At 45.7% G+C, this 20,116-nt stretch carries 20 protein-coding genes; 7 read left to right on the forward strand and 13 right to left on the reverse strand.

Annotated elements, in window-relative coordinates; translation table 11 throughout:
* Positions 1–95 precede the first annotated feature (95 nt).
* Positions 96–617 (forward strand): DinB family protein, encoded by a 522-nt coding sequence (locus IMZ16_RS03345; protein WP_193440486.1) that lies wholly within the window; start codon positions 96–98, stop codon positions 615–617.
* Positions 618–651: 34 nt separating this feature from the next.
* Here the strand turns inward: IMZ16_RS03345 and IMZ16_RS03350 are convergent, their stop codons facing one another.
* Genes IMZ16_RS03350 through radA form a run of 5 tightly spaced genes read right to left on the reverse strand, consistent with a single transcriptional unit; the run spans position 652 to position 4,349 of the window.
* On the reverse strand, positions 652–1,794 hold the full coding sequence (locus IMZ16_RS03350; RefSeq protein WP_193440487.1) for an acyltransferase family protein: 1,143 nt from the start codon (positions 1,792–1,794) through the stop codon (positions 652–654).
* Positions 1,795–1,821: 27 nt separating this feature from the next.
* A complete protein-coding gene (locus IMZ16_RS03355; RefSeq protein ID WP_193440488.1) occupies positions 1,822–2,418 on the reverse strand; it encodes an acyl carrier protein phosphodiesterase in 597 nt (198 codons plus the stop codon).
* Entirely contained in the window at positions 2,415–2,753 is a 339-nt protein-coding gene (locus tag IMZ16_RS03360) for a type II toxin-antitoxin system PemK/MazF family toxin (RefSeq protein ID WP_073180764.1), read from the reverse strand. The genes IMZ16_RS03355 and IMZ16_RS03360 overlap by 4 nt, the downstream gene beginning before the upstream one ends.
* Positions 2,737–2,964 carry a hypothetical protein gene (locus tag IMZ16_RS03365; RefSeq protein WP_193440489.1) on the reverse strand — a complete coding sequence of 76 codons (228 nt, stop codon included), beginning with the start codon at positions 2,962–2,964 and terminating at the stop codon, positions 2,737–2,739. Before IMZ16_RS03365 ends, IMZ16_RS03360 begins: the two co-directional genes overlap by 17 nt.
* 38 nt (positions 2,965–3,002) lie before the next feature.
* On the reverse strand, positions 3,003–4,349 hold the full coding sequence (gene radA / locus IMZ16_RS03370; protein WP_193440490.1) for a DNA repair protein RadA: 1,347 nt from the start codon (positions 4,347–4,349) through the stop codon (positions 3,003–3,005).
* Positions 4,350–4,527: 178 nt separating this feature from the next.
* On the opposite strand from radA, the gene IMZ16_RS03375 reads away from it, so the two are divergent.
* On the forward strand, positions 4,528–6,132 hold the full coding sequence (locus tag IMZ16_RS03375; RefSeq protein ID WP_193440491.1) for a CTP synthase: 1,605 nt from the start codon (positions 4,528–4,530) through the stop codon (positions 6,130–6,132).
* Positions 6,133–6,217: 85 nt separating this feature from the next.
* The gene (gene yidC / locus IMZ16_RS03380) at positions 6,218–8,029 is read left to right on the forward strand and encodes a membrane protein insertase YidC (RefSeq protein ID WP_193440492.1); all 1,812 of its coding nucleotides are present in this window, start codon (positions 6,218–6,220) and stop codon (positions 8,027–8,029) included.
* A 40-nt stretch (positions 8,030–8,069) separates the two neighbouring features.
* Here yidC and IMZ16_RS03385 read toward each other — a convergent pair whose 3' ends face one another.
* The 6 genes from IMZ16_RS03385 to greA all read right to left on the reverse strand — a co-directional run bounded on the left by IMZ16_RS03385 (position 8,070) and on the right by greA (position 13,829).
* The gene (locus IMZ16_RS03385; protein ID WP_193440493.1) at positions 8,070–9,353 is read right to left on the reverse strand and encodes a peroxiredoxin family protein; all 1,284 of its coding nucleotides are present in this window, start codon (positions 9,351–9,353) and stop codon (positions 8,070–8,072) included.
* A 41-nt stretch (positions 9,354–9,394) separates the two neighbouring features.
* Positions 9,395–9,625, reverse strand: coding sequence for a hypothetical protein (locus IMZ16_RS03390; RefSeq protein WP_193440494.1), 231 nt, complete (start codon positions 9,623–9,625; stop codon positions 9,395–9,397).
* A gap of 4 nt (positions 9,626–9,629) precedes the next feature.
* Positions 9,630–11,507 (reverse strand): T9SS type A sorting domain-containing protein, encoded by a 1,878-nt coding sequence (locus IMZ16_RS03395; RefSeq protein ID WP_193440495.1) that lies wholly within the window; start codon positions 11,505–11,507, stop codon positions 9,630–9,632.
* A 79-nt stretch (positions 11,508–11,586) separates the two neighbouring features.
* Entirely contained in the window at positions 11,587–12,747 is a 1,161-nt protein-coding gene (gene clpX / locus IMZ16_RS03400; RefSeq protein ID WP_193440496.1) for an ATP-dependent Clp protease ATP-binding subunit ClpX, read from the reverse strand.
* Positions 12,748–12,838: 91 nt separating this feature from the next.
* On the reverse strand, positions 12,839–13,231 hold the full coding sequence (locus IMZ16_RS03405) for an HIT family protein (protein ID WP_193440497.1): 393 nt from the start codon (positions 13,229–13,231) through the stop codon (positions 12,839–12,841).
* Between the two features lie 127 nt (positions 13,232–13,358).
* Positions 13,359–13,829: a transcription elongation factor GreA gene (gene greA, locus IMZ16_RS03410; protein ID WP_073180743.1), complete on the reverse strand. Its 471-nt coding sequence runs from the start codon at positions 13,827–13,829 to the stop codon at positions 13,359–13,361.
* Between the two features lie 102 nt (positions 13,830–13,931).
* On the opposite strand from greA, the gene IMZ16_RS03415 reads away from it, so the two are divergent.
* Positions 13,932–14,381 carry a Rieske (2Fe-2S) protein gene (locus IMZ16_RS03415; RefSeq protein ID WP_193440498.1) on the forward strand — a complete coding sequence of 150 codons (450 nt, stop codon included), beginning with the start codon at positions 13,932–13,934 and terminating at the stop codon, positions 14,379–14,381.
* A gap of 48 nt (positions 14,382–14,429) precedes the next feature.
* Positions 14,430–14,879, forward strand: coding sequence for a D-aminoacyl-tRNA deacylase (gene dtd / locus IMZ16_RS03420; RefSeq protein WP_193440499.1), 450 nt, complete (start codon positions 14,430–14,432; stop codon positions 14,877–14,879).
* Positions 14,880–14,948: 69 nt separating this feature from the next.
* Here the strand turns inward: dtd and IMZ16_RS03425 are convergent, their stop codons facing one another.
* On the reverse strand, positions 14,949–15,704 hold the full coding sequence (locus IMZ16_RS03425; RefSeq protein ID WP_193440500.1) for an enoyl-CoA hydratase/isomerase family protein: 756 nt from the start codon (positions 15,702–15,704) through the stop codon (positions 14,949–14,951).
* Between the two features lie 90 nt (positions 15,705–15,794).
* Positions 15,795–16,595, reverse strand: a complete 801-nt coding sequence (locus IMZ16_RS03430) for an enoyl-CoA hydratase/isomerase family protein (RefSeq protein WP_073180738.1) — start codon at positions 16,593–16,595, stop codon at positions 15,795–15,797.
* A gap of 137 nt (positions 16,596–16,732) precedes the next feature.
* Here IMZ16_RS03430 and IMZ16_RS03435 point away from each other — a divergent pair, with 137 nt between their 5' ends.
* Entirely contained in the window at positions 16,733–17,245 is a 513-nt protein-coding gene (locus IMZ16_RS03435) for a YciE/YciF ferroxidase family protein (protein ID WP_073180736.1), read from the forward strand.
* Between the two features lie 253 nt (positions 17,246–17,498).
* Complete coding sequence (clpB, locus tag IMZ16_RS03440; RefSeq protein ID WP_193440501.1) at positions 17,499–20,102, forward strand: ATP-dependent chaperone ClpB; 2,604 nt, start codon at positions 17,499–17,501, stop codon at positions 20,100–20,102.
* Positions 20,103–20,116 lie beyond the last annotated feature (14 nt).

Raw genomic sequence — 20,116 nt, forward strand, 5'->3', positions numbered from 1 at the left:
TAAAATGGCAGAGTGAAATTCTGAAAGTGAAAAATTGTCAGCAATTGAAAAAGAAAAAAGATTAACTTTATCCCGCAAACTTTAAAACAAAAAAAATGATGAAACAGGCATTGCTTCAGGAATTTGAACACGAAGCGGAAAACACAAGAAAACTGCTGAAGGCCATACCCGATTCGGCGCTTGGTTACCGTCCACAGCCGGAACTTTGGTCCGTGGCACAGTTGGCTAGCCACATTGTGGATATTTATTATTGGTATGAAGGGACTTTCAACCTGGATACTTTTGATGTGCTTATTCACAAAAGTAAAAATCCGAACGCACCAGACCTGGAAAGAGCGGCAAGTTTCGTGGAAATTTTCGAAGAGAACTATAAACTTGCAAAATCCGCCATCGAAAATTCCGATGAAGCCACCTACAATAATGATTGGAAGTTGGTAGAAGGTGAGAAAGTTTGGATAGGCCCTATGCCAAAAATTATCGCAATCCGTTCAATGCTTTACAACCACCTGTATCATCACCGCGGCGAGCTGGTCGCTCACCTGCGGGCAACCGGTAACAAGGTTCCTGGACTTTACGGCCCGACTTATGATGATAAAATTACCGTGGTAGAGTATTAAAAATGAGCTAAGAAAAACATTACCGGAAGATTTTTTATACCTTCACATAAATTTTCCGCCGGTTCATATATTCGGCGATAAGCCACATCACGAAAATGAAAATGAGCGCATACATCAGTGATGCGTTCTTTTCGTTTTCAAAAAGCGGCTGGCAAACGCTTTCGTAGAATGCTCTGAAGGGCGTTTTGTAGGTCATTTTCCCATCCACCATTTTATCCTCAATTCTAATCAGCGACTGCAGCCTTGGAATAACGCCGCTGAGCACGAAAATAAACAGCGGATTTTTTCCGAAGGCATCGAAAAAGCGCGTGAAGAATCCCTTAAAGTCCTTAATCTCAATGAGATAAATCAGGATGCTGATGAGCACGCAGGCTAAGCCAGTGCTGAAAACTACATAGCTGCTGCTCCAGATTTTTTTGTTCAGCGGCGAAATTTCTGCCCAAAGCAAACCGAGAATCGTGATGCCGATTCCCATCAGCAAAAGCTGACGAATCATCCGCAGATTTTTCCCTTTATTTATGATGAACCACCCAGCAAAATATCCGAAAATCACCTGGACAATCGTAGGAATCGTGGTCACAAGTCCTTCAGGATCAAAGGGATAGCCTTCGCCTTTGTACATATGATTTTCGCCGAGAATCATTTTATCAATACTTGCACCGAAAGCGCTTTCCGGATTTGCGGCATCGTATCTCACACAAAACCAGGTATATACGATGAGAATCAGGGTGCTGATTATCATTGCGCCGCGGTTTTTGAAAAAGTAAATGATGAGCGCGGAAAACAGGTAGGCAATGGCGATGCGCTGCAAAACGCCCATTATGCGAACTTCCTCCCAGGCTCTGAAAACCAGCTGATCATCCTGCCATTTGAAAAACGGCAGCCAGTTCAGGCCCAGCCCGATGAGAAAGATGATCACCGAGCGTTTCAGCACTTTTTTCAGGAAAAATGCGGTTCCCTTTTCGCGCAAACCGGGCATTACGAAAGCGAAAGCGTTGCCCATCGCAAAAAGGAAGAACGGGAACACGAAATCTGCGCCCAGAAAACCGTTCCACTTGGCGTGTTCCAGCGCAGGATAAATGTGGTCCCAGGAACCGGGATTGTTCACCAGAATCATCAGTGCCACGGTCATTCCGCGGAAAACATCGAGCGAGAGAAAGCGTTCTTTTTTTGCCATATTCAGAAAATATTCGGGAAAGTTACGCTATTTTTTTTGCCAACCGTTCCAGTTTTTCGCAAAATTCTCAGCGTGAAGCTGCAATTCCGGGAAGAAATTTACGAAATGCTGCCTAAGCTGCGCTTTATTTTCTGTAAACACTTCAAAAACAGGAAGTTGCGAATCCAGATATTTCGCCTTGTTCAGAACATTCTGGAAGGAATAGAATATGCCTTTTTCCGTTTGATAATTAAAAAGCCAGTCGTTTTTTGCCATATTTTCCAAAACGGCACGGAAATTTTTTGGCAAAACATCGCTGAAACGGAAAAGCGTGCGGTAAGATTTTTGGGTAAATCGTTTAAAATCCCGCTGATTTTCCGCCAGTTTTTCTGCGAGAAAATAATCGAAACTCACATCCACAAAAGCGCCGGCATACAGCCCGACGATTGGCTTGAAAACCTTTTTCGCCTCACGGATTTCAGCGTGCGCATCGGTATAGGAATCGATTTCGCGGTGCAGTGCAATGCCCTTCTGGATTTCCGCGGGATACAGGAAACGCTCACGGTTTCGGATGAAATCCGCCATCATATTGCCTACCAACTGCTCATCGGAAAACGACAAAAAAGCGTGGGCAAGGTGGTTCATAAATCGAGCATTGCTTTCAGCGATTCGTCCAGAATTTCCTGCTGCTTTTTGGTAATCCTTCCAAGCCGCTTTACGAAGCGGGAATTGTCGATGGCTCTGATTTGATCCACCATAATTTCACTATCAGTCAGCACACCGTCCGTGTCTTCTTTCAGGAAAACCCTTACTAGCGGCGCTTTGCGCACATTTGTGGTTATCGGGCAAACTAGCGTGGAAGTGTGGCCGTGCTCATTGAGCAAATCTGTTTGAATGATGACAACCGGGCGTACTTTTCCGGCTTCCGCGCCGATTCTCGGATTTAAATCTGCAAGCCAAATCTCATTCCTGTATTTCATCTTCCAAGGCTTCGAATTCCCGCAGAACTTCCATATTATCTTCGCACACAAGCAACGAACTTAACCTGAACTGCTCACGGAGCGCTTCCCGTTTCTTTTCCTGAAGATAAAAGGCGATAGCTTCATTAAAGAAACGGTTTCTCGGCTTTTGCCGATACTTTTCCACTTCCGTGAAAAGATCATCGTCTAATTTTAGCGAAAGTGTCTTCATACAGCAAATATAAAAATATTTACTGAAAGTATACTCTTTCAAAAAAGCCTCTCGTGGAATTCCTCAATCTTGCTGACTTCCTCGATTTTTATGGCAAATTTCCGCTTCGGAATTTTATTCAGGTTTGAAATGAAAATGCTTTCGTAGCCCAGCTTTTCGGCTTCGGAAATGCGCTGCTCAATCTGCGGCACAGGCCGTATTTCTCCGCTCAAGCCGATTTCTCCGGCAAAGCAGAATTTCTCCGAAATCGCCACATCTTCATTCGATGACAAAATGGATGCTACCACCGCCAAATCCAGCGCAGGATCATCGGTTTTGATGCCGCCCGTTATGTTCAGGAACACATCTTTCGCGCCAAGCTGAAAGCCCGCCCTTTTCTCCAGAACTGCCAGCAGCATATTGAGCCGTTTGCTGTCAAAACCGTTGCTGCTGCGCTGCGGCGTACCGTAAACCGCCGTGGAAACCAGCGCCTGGATCTCCAGAAGCATCGGCCTTGCGCCTTCCAAAGTTACCGCCACGGCATTACCGGAAAGCTCTTCAAATTTTTTGGTGATGAGAATTTCCGACGGATTTTTGATTTCCTTCAGGCCCTGCGAAACCATTTCGTAAATACCGATTTCCGCCGTGGAACCGAAGCGGTTTTTGTTCGCGCGCAAAAGCCGGAAAAGGTGGTTTCTGTCGCCATCGAAATTAAGCACCACATCCACCATATGCTCCAGAACTTTCGGGCCGGCAATCTGGCCGTCCTTCGTGATGTGCCCTACCAGAATCACCGGTGTGCTCGTCTCTTTGGCGAATTTTATCAGCTCGTTCGAACATTCTCTAATTTGCGAAACCGTGCCCGGCGAACTTTCCAAAAGGCCTGACTGTAGCGTCTGTATGGAATCCACAATCATTAAATCGGGCTGAAGTTTTTTGGCTTCGTGGATGATTTTCTCCACCGAAACCTCTGTGAAAAGGAAGCAGTTCGGGTTCTGCAAATCGGTAAGTCTGTCGGCGCGCATTTTTATCTGCGATGCGCTTTCTTCGCCCGAAACATACAGGATTTTCTTTTTCATTTTCAGCGCCAGCTGAAGCAAAAGCGTAGATTTCCCGATACCCGGTTCGCCGCCTATCAAAATGACGGAGCCCATCACAATTCCGCCGCCCAAAACCCTGTTCAGCTCTTCGGAATTCGTCCGGAGCCGCTGTTCATCGCTGGTTTCCACTTCAATGATGTTGATGATGTGGTTTTTCTTTTGGGATGCTGCAGATTTCAGGGAAGATTTCTCCACCACCTCTTCGGCAAGGGAATTCCAGGTGCCGCAGTTTTTGCATTGCCCGTGCCATTGGGAATACTGCGTGCCGCAATTTTGGCAGAAATAGACAGTTTTAAGTTTCGCCATACTGCGAATTTACGGGAAATTTCAGAGCCGGGGTTGGCACAGCGTAAGAAGCTTTGAGTTTTTTAAAATTAAACTCTCCGCGCTTTGCATAAAATTACGATACAAGACAAAAAGAGCGAAGAATCAAGACTCATTAAGTGCAGAGGAATTTCCCTAAATTTGCACAAACCGAAACCTGATGGAAAATAGGCATACGAAGTACATCTTCGTGACGGGGGGCGTTACTTCTTCGCTGGGAAAGGGCATCGTGTCTGCTTCGCTGGGCTTGCTGCTGAAAGCGCGCGGATTTAAGGTGACCATCCAAAAGCTTGACCCGTATATCAACATCGATCCTGGAACGCTGAACCCTTACGAACACGGCGAATGCTATGTGACGCAAGACGGCGCAGAAACCGACCTGGACCTTGGCCATTACGAAAGATTCCTGGATGCGCCGACTTCCCGGAACAATAATGTGACCACTGGGAAAATCTACCAAACCGTGATCGAGAAAGAGAGAAAGGGCGATTTCTTGGGAAAAACGGTGCAGGTAATTCCGCACATTACCAATGAAATCAAGCGGCGCATTAAGATTTTAGCAAAAGAAGATTACGACATCATCATTACCGAAATTGGCGGAACGGTGGGCGATATAGAGTCCCTGCCCTACATAGAATCCGTGCGGCAGCTGCTTTGGGAGTTGGGCGATGACAATGCTATGGTGATCCACCTTACGCTTTTGCCGTACCTTTCTGCAAGCGGCGAACTTAAGACGAAGCCTTCGCAGCATTCCGTTCGGCAGCTGATGGAAAGCGGCGTTCAGGCCGATGTGCTGGTGTGCAGAACGGAACACAAAATCCCGAAAGACCAGCGTGCAAAGCTGGCGCAATTCTGCAATGTGCCACCGGAAAATGTGATAGAATGTATGGATGCCGATACGATTTACCAGGTGCCGCTGGATCTGTATGCACAGAATTTCGACGAGGTGGTGCTGAAAGCGCTGAAACTTCCGACGGAAAACAAGCCGCAGCTTGACCATTGGAAATCGTTTTTAACGAAATATAAAAACCCGAAAAAAAGCGTGGAAATTGCGCTGGTTGGCAAGTATGTTTCGCTGCAGGATTCCTACAAATCCATCACGGAAGCCTTTATTCACGCTGGTGCAGAGCTGGAAACGGAGGTGAAAATCCGTTGGGTTTACAGCGGTGAACTTACTTCGGAAAACATCGCCGAAACACTGAAAGATATTGACGGAATCCTGATAGCCCCAGGCTTTGGTGACCGTGGTGTTGATGGGAAAATCCAGGCGGCGAAATTCGGCAGGGAAAATAAAATACCAACGCTGGGAATTTGCCTAGGAATGCAAATAATGACGATAGAATTTGCGCGCAATGTGCTGGGATGGGAAAAGGCGAACTCGATGGAATTTGATACTGCAACGCCGGAACCTGTGATTTCCCTGATGGCCGATCAAAAAAATGTGGTGGATAAGGGTGGCACGATGCGCCTTGGTTCCTGGAGCTGCGAACTAAAGGAGGGCTCAAAGCTTCGCGAAATATATGGCTCGGAAAAAATTGCGGAAAGGCACCGCCACCGCTATGAATTTAATTCCGATTTCCTGGAAGAATTTGAAGCCAAGGGCCTGAAAGCGAGCGGCTACAATCCCGATACGAAACTTGTGGAAACTATAGAGCTGGAAGGGCATCCGTTCTGCATAGGTGTGCAGTACCACCCAGAATACAAGAGCACGGTGGAAACGCCGCACCCATTATTTATCGCATTCGTGGAAGCCTGCTCAAAATAGTTTTTCATCCGAAAAAATTTAAACCAAAAGCCGTAATTTTGTCGGCTGAAATTCGGCACATTCCGCCGGAAAATTAAAAACAGAAATGCAAGAGAAAAACGGATTAGACCGCAGCCAACTTATCAATTTTATGATTTTTTCGCTGCTGCTGATGGGCTGTATGTTTTACTTCACAAAACGGCAGGCCGATAAGGAAATGGAACGGCAGCAACAAGCCGCAAAAACGGAACAGGTGCAAAGCGCCGTAAAACCGGCAGAAAGCCTGAACCCTAATCCTGATGCACAACCCGCTCAAATCCAGACACTTAAACTGGAAAATAATGAGCTAAACCTGGAGCTTTCCACTTTAGGCGGGCAGATTTCTCAGGTGGAACTGAAGCAGTACAAGGCGTACAACCATAAAACGGACAAGGCCGATCTTCCGCTGTATCTTTTTGCGAAAAACAATTCGAGCTACGGTTTTGAATTCAAGGATAAAACCGGGAAAAGCATCAGCACGAAAAACCTGATTTTTAGCCCGCAGGTTAGCGGAAATTCTGTAACGATGACTGCCAATTTAAACGGCGGAATTCTGCAGTTCGTTTATACGCTCTTACCAAATTACACCGTGGATTTCAAGGTGAAGAGCCAGGGTTTGTCGCAAATTACCACAGATTCCAAGGCGAACTTCCTGTGGAATTTTAGCAACAGAAATCTGGAAAAAGGACGGGATCAGGAACAGACGCATTCTGAATTTGTATATGCCTTCAACAATTACAAATCTTACGACTACGACGGCAGAACCACGATGGATGAAAGCGGCGAAACGCTGAACTGGCTTGGGATAAAGCAGCAGTTCTTTGCGCCAGTCATCGAAGCGAACGGCGGTTTCACGCAGTCGAAAGGTGAACAGGTGTCGCTGGATTCTGCGGAATTTTTAAAGAAATTTGATTTTGCAGCGCAGGTTCAGATGAACGGCGGCGAACTGAATCAGGATTTTAAATGGTACTTTCTTCCGCTGGACTTGCCGCTTTTGAAATCTTACGACAAAAATTTCGAGGAAATCCTTCCTTTGGGCTGGTCCTTCATCGGCACGCTGAACCGCTGGGTTTTCATCCCGATGTACAACTTTATTTCAAGCTGGGGCTTGACGGCAGGCTGGGTGATTTTCGTGATGACCATCATCGTGAAACTCGTGCTTTCGCCGATTATGTTTAAGCAACACAAACTGGGTGCGATGATGCGGGTAATAAAGCCTGAGCTGGACGAGGTGAACGAGAAATACAAAGATGCCGACCCGCTGAAAAAGCAGCAGGCAATGATGGATGTGTACCGTAAAGCCGGCGTGAACCAAATGGCGGGCTGCCTTCCGGCCTTGCTGCAAATCCCGCTGTTTTACGCTCTTTTCCGGTTTTTCCCAAATATGATAGACCTTCGCGGAAAAAGTTTCTGGTTTGCCAAAGACTTGACGGCTTATGACGATTTGATAAAGTTCGGCATCAATATTCCGCTACTTGGCGACCACCTCAGCATTTTTGCGGTGGCCTGTACTGCGGTAGTTTTGTTGTACACAATGATGACTTCTGGGCAAATGCAGCAACCCCAGCAGGAAGGAATGCCGAATATGAAGGTGCTGATGTACATCTTCCCTATTACATTCCTGTTCTTCCTAAACTCTGCAGCGTCTGGGCTTTCGTGGTATTACTTCGTTTCCAACGCCATCAACATCGTCATCATTCTGGTGATTAAGCATTTCATTTTGGATGAGAAGAAAATCCACGCGCAAATTCAAGCGAACAAAGCGCAACCGAAGAAGGAAGGGAAATTCCAAAAACGGATGCGCGAAATGATGGAGCAGGCGCAGGAACAGCAAAGGCTGCAGCAGGAACAGCTGAAAAAGCAGCAGAAACGCAAGTAAGAAAAAAGCAACTGGTTGTCAGTTGCTTTCTTTTTTGGCATTACCGGATTCCTAAATCCTCGAGGGCATCCTTTAGATGTTCCGGCTTGGATAGTATTTTATTCCTGGAATCCAGGATGAAGTAAGTAGGCGTCGCACGGATGTTGTAGATTTCGCCATAAGTGCTGTTCCAGCCACGAAGTTCGGTATCATTAATCCAAGGGAAATTACGGATGCTGTTTTCCCACGCCGTTTTGCTCGTGTCCAGAGAAAATGCCACCACTTCATAATTTTTCTTTTTAAAATCCTGATAGTGCGGAATCAGCTGCGGAACTTCTTTCTCACAATGCGAGCAGGTGGAGGACCAGAAGATGATCAGCTTTCTATCCGCCTTCACATCCGAAAGGTTTTTCGCCTTGGTGTTGGTAGCCTGCACGAATTTGTAATCAGGGAAGGTGGCGCCAATTTCCGTGTTCTTGTTCAGCTTTATTGTAGCGGCCAGCCTATCCGTAATCGTGCATTTCAGTCCGTTAGCCTGCGTTAGAAATTTCTGTTTTAGGTTGGACATTCCATAGGCATCGAAAATATCGATAAGTTCGGAAAGAAGCATTTGTCCGCGCGGACTTTCAACATCGGCAGCATCCAGCAATTTCTGCGCGGCGCTTTCCGAATTGGCGTTTCCTGCGGACTGAAGATAAGCCACTAAAACCGGCCGAACCAGCAATGAAGTTTCCAGCAAATCATCGCTTTTTACAAGGAAATTCAATAAATCTTGCTGGCTTGGCGTGTTTACCAAATTCTCGTTGAGGTAGCGGTTGTAATTGTCGAGATAGAAATGCACGAAAGGATGCTGCGCTATATCCACGCTTACCTTTGCGGAATTCAGCCGCTGTGTCTCCTTCTGCAGTGCCTGATAAAATTCTGAGCTTGGCTTGTAATAACCCTTGATTTGCTCCAGTACCGGTAGTATCGTGCTTTGCTGGCTGTTCAGAGATTGGGCATCGTTCATCAGGCGATTGGCCTCGTCGTGATAATTGATGTCCTTGATTTTTCCGTTTTCTGAAACAAAGGAAATTTTAACATCCTTATTTTCTGAAACGAAATTCAGCGTGCTATTGCTTTCCGGAAAATATGCCTTCATCATACCCACATATTTCTGCGGATGCTTGATTTGCCAGGTATTGCCGCTTTTCTGTTGCTTGGCAATGAGGATTTCCTTCGAGCCGTTTATTGTATAGACGAGCATTTCCTTTGCAGGAAACCTTTCATCTGCCGAAATCTGCACGCTGAACTGCGCACTAACGAAAGACGCTACGCTCAGCGGAATAATAACCAACTTTTTCATAGCGTAAAAATAAAAAATCCCGCTGAAAGCGCGGGACAAAATTAATTCTTAGCCGAGATGGTCATCTTTCTCGAATAGAAGAAGACCAGACAAATCGCTACGACTAATAATACAGGAATATACATCTCAATTGGAACATCTGGCTCTACCTCACCAAAACCTACACCACCAACACCACCAGGCCGGCCAGTTTCGCTTGGCATAGGGGGTTCTTCAGCGAGGGCTACTACAGAAAGTAAAACCATCAAGCAAGTTAAAATATACTTTTTCATCTTCTTAATTTTTTATGATAATTTTTTGAATGTGAGACAAGCCATCTTTTGAAGTAATCTTCACAGTATACACTCCTTCAGCCAAATTAGCAGTATTCAAATCGTAAGAACCTGAAGCTTTAACATTATTAAATGTTCTCACTATTCTTCCACTTGCATCAAATATCTCGATAATTGCATTCTTGTAATCTGCACCGAAAAGTACTTTATAAATTCCAGCGAACTGATCTCTTACAATAATCGTTCCATTATTTCCTGCCTCATTTGCTGTTGCCAACATAGCAGAAACTTCCCCATAGGATAATGTTGCTTTCTCACTTTCTGCAGGAACCATCAGGCCATTGCTAATGGCCAAAGTTCTTCCATTTTGGTTAATATAAAACTTTTTACCGCTACTGAAATTATCCGCCTTTTGTGCATTTTCTTCAAGCTCAAATTTGTAACTCGCGATTTTATCAGTTTTAGCCATCATCAGGATTGGCTTACCCTGATAGTCATTTTCGTTAGCTTGGTTAATATATAGCCATTCAGCATCGTCACGAATATTGCCTTCCGCAGTTTCCTCTATAGTATAAAGGTTTTCACTGAATGCTACTACTTGAACATTATTAAGGTCCGTATTGATACCAGTTACAAGATTTGATGAAACCACGTAATAAGTTCTTGCAACTTCTTCACCATTGCTATTAAGACCAATAACCCTTAATTGCTTTACAGAATTACCGTTTCTTGAAGTAACGCCAGCATCTCCAGCCGTAAACGCATAAGCAAACCTTCTTAAATTATTAAAATTTATTTCAGGGGTAGCATTTGCATTTTTAAGTTTGATAACTACAGTGCCCATAGGCTTTATGTAAGCATCCTGCGTATCACCAACAGCAGTGCCACTGGCCTCATACATCAAATACTTGAAGTCACTCGATTTGGTACTGCCTCTCCCTGTAGTCGTCACACCAGTAGCTTCATATCTAATACCGTGAATGTTAGAAACAGTTGTGGGGTTAAGCTTGCTAAGGTTCAGATTCGTAAGGAAAGGATTACCAAACTGGTATATATTTTTCCCAAAATTACCAGTATAAACCGTTCCTGTTTCAAAATTATCCTGAAGGTAAGTATTGTACCTTTCGTTGTACATATTACGAGCCGCACCGTTCGCTCCAAAATCAATACCAGCACCAGCACCAGTTAATCCCACCTTCATCTCAGTAACATCTGAAAATGGAACACCCTTTACAGTATTAACTTTTTCTGGGTTCCAATTCGCTGTACCAATTGCGTAATAGCGCAGCGCATTATCATAAAGACTCGCTCTATTATCTTTCGACGCATTATCATTCGACTTAGCTGTACCAGGAAGATTATGCATTACAACGCGCTCATTTTCCCAATAACCTATTGCATTAGTATTTCTTACATTAGAAAACCCCCCAGTATTACCAAGTTCCGTCGCAAGAGAAGAGATGGTTTTTCCCTTAAAAGGGATCGACATCTGCTGCATTGTGCCATTCTTCGTAGCGGCATATTCCTTATCCACGATAGCAGTAATATTAGCCTGTGGAATTCCAGAGATATAAAGTTGCCCATATGTTGACGAAGCAAAATTAGTAGCATCATTAAGTTTCATAATGATGTTTCCACCATCTGTCTTTTCACCGCCATCTGTCGCAACAGTTTGCAATTTGGAATTGGCATCACCTACAAGCATTATATTACCCCGGTTCACCACTTTTCCGCTTCCTACGGTTTTCATACCGCCACCGTTATAGACTAGCGCACCTTTACCAATGGAAAAAGATGCATTATTTCCGACATATGATATAAATTGGGCCTTAGCAGAAAATGCTGCGGCAACCAAAGCTACCGAAAGTATTTTTTTTCTCATATTTTAAGGTGTATTTCCTAGCTGCAAATTTATAATTTTTTTTGATATTTTTATATAGAAGAAGCGATGTTAAGAAAAATTAACTTAAAATTATCTCATCCTGCTCTCCTATATTATACATATAGTCCTCCAGCATTTTTTCCGTGGTGCCGCGTAGTCCTCTTGCACCAAGGCCTTTCTCCATCGTTTCCTCCACTATTTTTTCAATAGCGGCATCAGTGAATTCAAGAGTTATGCCATCCATCGCGAAAAGCTCAACAAACTGATTCACGATTGAATTTTTCGGTTCCTTCATTATCCGGATCATCGTCTCCTTCGTAAGCTTGTCAAGATGCGTGATGATTGGGAACCTTCCCAGAAGCTCCGGTATCAGCCCGAATTTCCGCAAATCTATAGCGGTTATCTGGCTCAGCAAATTATCCTCATCCTCCGCTTTTGCAAGTTTCTCCGCGCTGAAACCTATCGCCTGCTTGTTCAGCCTGCGCTCGATGATTTCCGAAATCCCGTCGAAAGCTCCTCCAGCAATGAACAAGATATTCTGCGTATTCACCTGGATATATTTCTGATCCGGGTGCTTCCTTCCGCCTTGTGGCGGCACATTCACGATGCTGCCCTCCAGAAGTTTCAGCAGGCCCTGCTGCACACCCTCGCCGGAAACATCACGCGTAATGCTCGGGTTATCCGCTTTGCGCGCAATCTTGTCAATCTCATCGATAAACACGATGCCTTTCTCCGCCTTTTCCACATCATAATCCGCCACCATCAGCAGCCGGGAAAGTATGCTCTCCACATCCTCACCCACATACCCAGCTTCTGTGAGAATCGTGGCGTCCACAATGCAGAACGGCACATTCAGTTCCCGTGCGATGGTTTTTGCCAGCAGGGTTTTTCCCGTGCCGGTTTCGCCAATCATTATGATGTTCGATTTCTCGATTTCTACCTCGCGGTCTTCCCTTCCTGCGTGGAGCAGCCTTTTGTAATGATTGTAAACGGCGATGCTCAGTTGCTTTTTCGCCTGATCCTGCCCTATGACATACTGATCCAGGAAGGCCTTTATTTCCTTCGGCTTTTTCAGTTCATCCACCGTGGTTTCTACCGGCTTGGTGGCCGTGCTGCTTTCCAGCACGATGTGGTGTGCCTGCTCCGCACAGTTTTCGCAAATAAAGCCATTCTGCCCGGAAATCAGCATCTGCACTTCGTTCCTACTCCTTCCGCAGAACGAACATTGGTTTTGATTCATCGCGCAAAAATACGAAAATCGAAGATTTTATTTGAGATTAATATTAAGGTTAAGGTCGATGTTAAGGTTAAGGCTAACATTAGGATAAATATTAATTATCACTGATAATACTCTCCTGCACCTCCCTGAACTCTGCCTCGCTCAGTTTCAGCCTTTCGTTGCCGAAGTTCAAATCCTGCATAGAATTCAGCGGTACCAGGTGAATGTGTGCGTGCGGAACTTCCAGCCCTATCACTGCAACCCCTACCCTTTCGCAAGAAATTGCTGCCTGAATTTGCTTCGCCACTTTTTGCGCAAATGCCCACAGGTTTTTGAACTCCTCGCTTTCAAGGTCGAAAATTAAATCCACCTCCCTTTTCGGAATTACCAGGGTATGCCCTTTCACCAAGGGCTGCACATCCAGGAAAGCCAGGTGCTTATCATCCTCAGCGATTTTATACGCCGGAATTTCACCCTGAACTATTTTAGTAAATACGGAACTCATTTTTTTGACTTAAGATTTTAGACACAAGATTCAAGAGCCAAGGCAAAAGTAAAATGAGCCAAGTAACTCAACCTAAGCCTCAACCTTTTTACTTTTTACTTTTTACTTTTTACTTTTTACTTTTTACCTACAAAGAAATTTCCAGCACTTCAAACGCCAGCTTATTTCCGTTCGGCAGCACAATCTCCGCCTGCTCTCCTACCGCCTTGCCCAGTAGCCCTTTGGCAATCGGCGTGTTCACGGAAATCTTACCGCTTTTCAAATCGCTCTCATTATCAGGCACCAGCGTAAATTTCTGCTCCTGTTTCGTCGCCAGGTTTTTCAGCCTTACCGTCGTCAGGATCGAAACCTTCGATGTATCCAGCGTCGCTTCGTTGATCACTTTACTCGTGGCGATGGCATCTTTCAGCTTAGAAATCCGCATCTCCAGCATTCCCTGCGCTTCCTTCGCCGCATCGTACTCCGCATTTTCCGATAGGTCGCCCTTATCCCTTGCCTCCGCTATCTGCTGCGTTATCCGCGGTCTTTCCACGCTCTCCAGCTGCTCCAGCTCGGCCTTCATCTTGTCCAGTCCCTCCTGTGTTACATAGCTTGCCATAATCTTCTTTTTGTTTTTAAAATAAAAAAATTATCCGACGAGACTTGCCGGACAATTTTCGCTTGTGTAAATTCGTTCTGCAAAGATATTAATTTATTTTAAATGAAAAACTTCTCCCGCCAAATCTTAATCCTGAAATTGCTGATTTTCAGTTTATTAACCCTAAACAGCTGTGATGAGAGGGAGCACACCGTTAGCTGCTTCCCGAATGTTCCTGTGAATATCTCGCTGAACCTCAACCTTCCGGCATACTACCAGCTGCAGAATGCCGGGGGTTGGATATATGTGGATGCCGCATTAGCAGGAACGCGCGGGCTCATCGTCATTAATTCTGGTAATGCCTACCACGCTTACGACCGTAATGCACCGCACATCTGCCCTGCTGATGATACCACCCTGCAAGTTGTGGAAAATATTAAAATCCGCTGCCCGAAAGACGGCGCAGAATGGATTCTGCTGACTGGCCAGCCCAACAACCAGGCCGCCAAAAAGCCGCTGAAAATCTACCGCACAGCCTACGATGCCGCTACAAAAACGCTGAGCGTTTATTGATAATTGATAAGCGATAAATGATTTAGAAAAACACTGCAATTGCCAATTATGAAAATCGTCATCCAGCGTGTTTCGGAAGCCTCAGTGAAAGTTGATAATAAAATTGTTGGCGAAATTTCGCAAGGCTTATTGCTGCTCATCGGCGTTCATCAGGATGATGATGAAAGCGATGTCGATTGGCTCGTACAGAAAATCCTGAACCTGCGGATTTTCAGTGATGATGCCAGCAAGATGAATTTATCGGTAAAAGATATTTCTGGCGACATCCTCTGCGTAAGCCAGTTTACGCTGCTTGCCGATTACAAGAAAGGCAACCGCCCGAGTTTTATTTCGGCAGCAAGGCCGGAAAAAGCCGTGCCACTTTTTGAGTATTTCAAAAGCGAACTTTCAAAATCCGGACTAAAAATCCAGAGTGGAATTTTCGGTGCCGATATGAAGGTCTCCCTAATGAATGATGGCCCCGTGACGATTGTGATGGAATCTAAGGAAAAAGGTTGAGATTAAGGCTAAGGCTTAATTAATGTGAAACTACTTGGCTCTTTTTACTTTTGCCTGGCTCTTGAACTTCTATTTTTTCACTCTCAAATTCTCAATTCTGCGCTTCGCCTCGTCTTCCAAAACCAGCGATGCACTCATAAAAGTGCGCTCCGGCATTATCTCGTCAAAATGCGCCGTGCCCTCCCAGCTCACCTTTTTTATCAGCGATAAAGCCTCGCCGCTTCGTCCGGCCAAGGTCTGCAGAAACGACGCAATCTTCCCATCCATCTCAGGAATATTTTCCGAAACGGAATGGTAAATGCCGTGCTGCATCGCCCATTCTGCGCTGCGGAATTCCGCATCCAAGGCCATAGCCGTAAATTGCGAAACGCCGATTTTCCGTTCCACGAAAGGCCCGATGACGAAAGGCCCGATGCCAAGATTGATTTCGGTGAGAGCTAAAGATGCATCATTCGTGGCAAAGCAATAATCCGCGGCACAAGCTATGCCCACACCACCACCAGTTACCTTGCCCTGAACCCTTACCACCACGATTTTTCCGCAGGTTCGCATCGCTGTGAGAACCTTGGCAAAGCCGCCAAAAAAGTTCTTGGATTCGGTAATATCCTGCACCGCCAAAAGCTCGTCGAAACTTGCACCGGCACAGAACGCTCTTTCGCCGGCAGATTTCAGCAGGATGGCTTTCACTTCGGGCTTTGCCGCTTCTTCCAGGATGGTTTGCGCAAGTTTTTCGAGGATGTGCCCGGGGAGCGAGTTGCTTTTCGGCGTTCCGAATGTGATGACCGAAACGCCTCCGGCAACTTCTGATATTACGAAATCCTCCATACTAAAAAAGTTTAGCAGAAAGCTAATGAAGAAGGCTTTTGCCCTGACTAGAATTTAATTTTAACTTACTGAACTTTTCATCTATAAGGATTATTTCCCGGTAAAGTTGGCTTTTCTTTTTTCCATAAACGCCTGTACGCCCTCGCGGAAGTCTGCCGTTTCAGCGGCTTTCTGCTGATACTCTGCCTCAAGCGCAAGCTGGGCATCCAGATCATTGGTATAGGATTCGTTAAAGGCTTTCTTTATCAGGGAAATAGCTGCAGTTGGCTGATTAGCAATGACTTCCAAAACTTCTGCAGATTTTTGCTGAAATTCATTATCAGGAAAACTATCCGAGATGAGACCAAGGTTTTTGGCTTCAGCAGAGGAAATTTTCTTCCCTGTGAATGCTAGATAATTTGCCTGCTGCCTGCCCACAAGTTTCGGCAGCCAGTAGGTACCCGCGGTATCTGGGATGAGGCCAATATTTACAAATGCCTGAGAAAAATATGCGGACTCCGTGGCTAGTGTAATGTCGCAAAGCAGAGAGAGCATCGCCCCTGCGCCCACCGCGGGACCGTTTACCAGCGCTACTACCGGCTTTTTGCTGTGGTAAATACCGGAAATAAGAGGGTTGTAATATTTCTCTAGGACATAAACGACCGGCTTTTCCTTGGTTGCGAGCTCGGGGCTCATAAACAGCTGCAGATTCTGCCCCGAGCAGAACGCCTTGCCCCTGCCGGAAATCGCGATGCAGCGCACCTCCTCAGCTGCATTTGCTGCCTGAACGAAATCGGCAAGCTCCATAAGCATTTTAGGATTGAGGCTGTTGAAGGTTTCAGGGTTGTTCAGGAAGGCGATTCTAATCTTACCCTCCGCCTGATTTTCTACTTGAATAAATTCGTATTCCATTTTGTCGAAGATTTAGTTTTCCAAATATAAATTTTCTTTTATAAACACCGGTTGTTTTAACAAAAACTTAACAAATTCTTCCGCAAATTGGAGAGGATTTTGATAATATTACTCCATCAACATTAAAATAAAAAATTATGGCAACTAAGAAAATGGATAATTCAGAGTTTCACGAGTTCTTCGTGGATGAGCTGAAGGATGTGTACTGGGCGGAAAAGGCACTGGTAAAAGAACTTCCGAAAATGCAGAAGGCGGCGACAAGCAAAGAGTTGGCGAAGGCTTTTGAGAAACATACGAAGGAAACGGAGGGCCACATCGAAACTTTGGAGAAGGTGTTCGAATCCATCGGTGAAAAGGCTGCTGCGAAAAAATGCGAAGCGATGGCAGGCATTTTGGAAGAGGGCAAGGGCATCATAGAAGATACGGAGAAAGATACGATGACGCGGGATGCAGGCCTGATTTTGGCGGCGCAAAAAGCCGAGCACTACGAGATCGCAAACTACGGAACGCTGCGCGTTTTCGCGAAACATATGGACCACAAGGAAGCGGAAAAACTGCTAACGGAAATCCTAGAAAACGAGAAGGCTACCGATGTAGCGCTTACGAAACTTGCCGAAGACTTCATCAACGAAGAAGCGGCGGAAGAGTAAATTTTTTTCACTGAAAATAAAAAATCCCTCGGCGAAAAGCTGGGGGATTTTGTTTAGAAAATTTCCAATGCATTTTTGAATTTTCATGTCGGAAATTTTGTCACAAATTCTCTTTTGAATACTCAACCAATGGGAAATCTTCAATATTATTCGCATTTAAACCTGTCATTTTGTCCTGATTTTCAAGAGATTAAGTTTCTGAATGTTTTTTGCTGATTGCTGGTAGATAATTTTTAAACACCGAATTTTAAATATGAATCTTAACCAATTTACAGTAAAATCTCAGGAAGCAATCCAGGCGGCGCAGCAAACTGCGATGGAATTCAGCAACCAGAGCATCGAGCCACAGCACATCCTGGAAGGCATTTTCCAGGTGGATGAAACGATTTCCAATTTTCTTCTGAAAAAATCTGAAGCCGATGCCCAGCTTGTGCGAAGCAGAAACCGCGAAAGCATCGAGGCCTTGCCGAAAGTACAGGGCGGGAATTTTTACCTTAGCCAAAATGCCAACAAAGTGCTGCTGGATGCGCCGAACATTGCCAAAAAAATGGGCGATGAATTCGTAACCATCGAGCATCTCTGGCTTTCGCTCATCGATGTGGATTCGCCAGTTTCCAAGATGCTGAAAGATATGGGCGTTACGAAATCGCTTTTGGAAGGCGGCATCAAAGAACTGCGCAAAGGTGCGAAGGCAACTTCTGCAAGCTCGGAGGAAACCTACCAATCGCTAAACAAGTACGCGAAAAATTTCAACGAGCTGGCTGCCGACGGAAAGCTGGACCCTGTGATCGGAAGGGATGAGGAAATCCGCCGCGTTCTTCAGATTTTGTCGAGAAGAACGAAGAACAACCCGATACTTATCGGTGAGCCAGGCGTCGGAAAAACGGCGATAGCAGAGGGCATTGCGCACCGTATTATTTCCGGCGATGTGCCTGAAAACCTGATGGATAAAACGCTTTACTCGCTGGATATGGGTGCGCTGATTGCCGGCGCAAAATACAAGGGTGAGTTTGAAGAGCGCCTGAAATCCGTGGTGAACGAGGTGATAAAATCCGACGGGCAAATTATACTTTTCATTGATGAAATCCACACCCTGGTTGGTGCTGGTGGAGGTGAAGGGGCGATGGATGCGGCGAACATCCTGAAACCTGCTTTGGCAAGAGGTGAACTTCGTGCAATTGGCGCCACAACGCTGAACGAATATCAGAAATACTTTGAAAAGGATAAGGCTCTGGAACGCCGCTTCCAAAAGGTGATGGTGGAAGAGCCAGATACAGAATCTGCGATTTCCATACTGCGCGGCATCAAGGATAAATACGAGGCGCATCACAAGGTGCGCATAAAGGATGAGGCGATAATTGCCGCTGTGGAAATGTCTCAGCGCTATATTTCTGACCGTTTTCTTCCGGATAAAGCCATCGATTTAATTGATGAGGCTTCCGCAAAACTTCGGATGGAAATTAACTCAAAACCTGAGGAGCTGGATGTTCTTGACAGAAGATTAATGCAGATGGAAATCGAGCTTGCAGCGATTTCCCGTGAAGGCAATCAAACGAAAATCGACCATCTGAAAGAAGACATCGCCAAGGTTCAGGAAGAGCGTAACGAGCTGAACGCCAAATGGTTAGGCGAAAAGCAGAAGTCTGAGGATTTAACCAATGTTAAAAAAGAAATCGAGGCACTGAAGCTGGAGGCAGAGCGCGCTTCAAGAGTGGGAGATTATGCGAAAGTTGCTGAAATTCAATACGGTAAACTTCGCGAAAAAGAGGACGAACTGCAGCAACTGGAACTGGCAATGCAGAATGAGCAGAACGAGCTGATTCAGGAGGAGGTAACTTCTGAAAATATTTCTGAAGTAATTTCCAAATGGACGGGAATCCCCGTAACGAAGCTGATGCAGAGCGAACGCGAAAAACTGCTGAACCTGGAGGACGAGCTTCACAAAAGAGTAGTTGGGCAGGATGAGGCGATAGAAGCCGTGGCGAACGCCATCCGCAGAAACCGAGCAGGATTGAGCGATGAGAAAAAGCCGATCGGCTCCTTCCTTTTCCTTGGAACTACCGGCGTCGGAAAAACCGAGCTGGCAAAGGCTTTGGCAGAATTCCTCTTCGATGATGAGAATAATATGACGCGGATTGATATGAGCGAATATCAGGAAAGGCACTCGGTTTCGCGGCTTGTAGGTGCGCCCCCTGGATATGTGGGCTACGATGAGGGCGGGCAGCTGACTGAGGCTGTGCGCAGAAGGCCTTATTCCGTGGTGCTTCTGGACGAAATCGAGAAAGCGCACCCAGATGTTTTCAATACGCTGCTGCAGGTGCTGGATGACGGCAGGCTGACCGATAATAAAGGCCGCGTGGTGAACTTCAAGAACAGCATCATCATTATGACTTCCAACCTGGGCTCGCCGATTATTCAGGAAAGATTTGACGAGGCAAACCAAAAGTATGCGGATGAAATTCCGCAAGAAGTGGTGGAGCAGACGAAGGATGAGGTTTTCGAACTGCTGAAGCAAACGCTTCGCCCGGAATTCCTGAACAGGATAGATGAGGTGGTGCTTTTCCAGCCGCTGAACAAGAAGGAAATCGGGAAAATTGTGCAATTTCAGCTTCGTGGCTTCAACGAAATGCTGCAGCGCAGAGGCATTATCCTGACTGCCACGGAAGACGCCGTGAACTACATTATGGAGAAGGGCTACGATCCGGCTTTCGGCGCAAGGCCTTTGAAGCGGGTGCTACAGCAGGAAGTATTAAACAGACTTTCGAAAGAATTGCTCGCCGGAAACATCGAAGAAAACCAACGCATCACGCTGGATTACTTCGAGGAAAGCGGCCTGGTTTTTCGGCCTACGGAGTAAAGGATTGATGATAT

The organism is Cruoricaptor ignavus, assembly GCF_014961145.1.
GTDB lineage: Bacteria > Bacteroidota > Bacteroidia > Flavobacteriales > Weeksellaceae > Cruoricaptor > Cruoricaptor ignavus.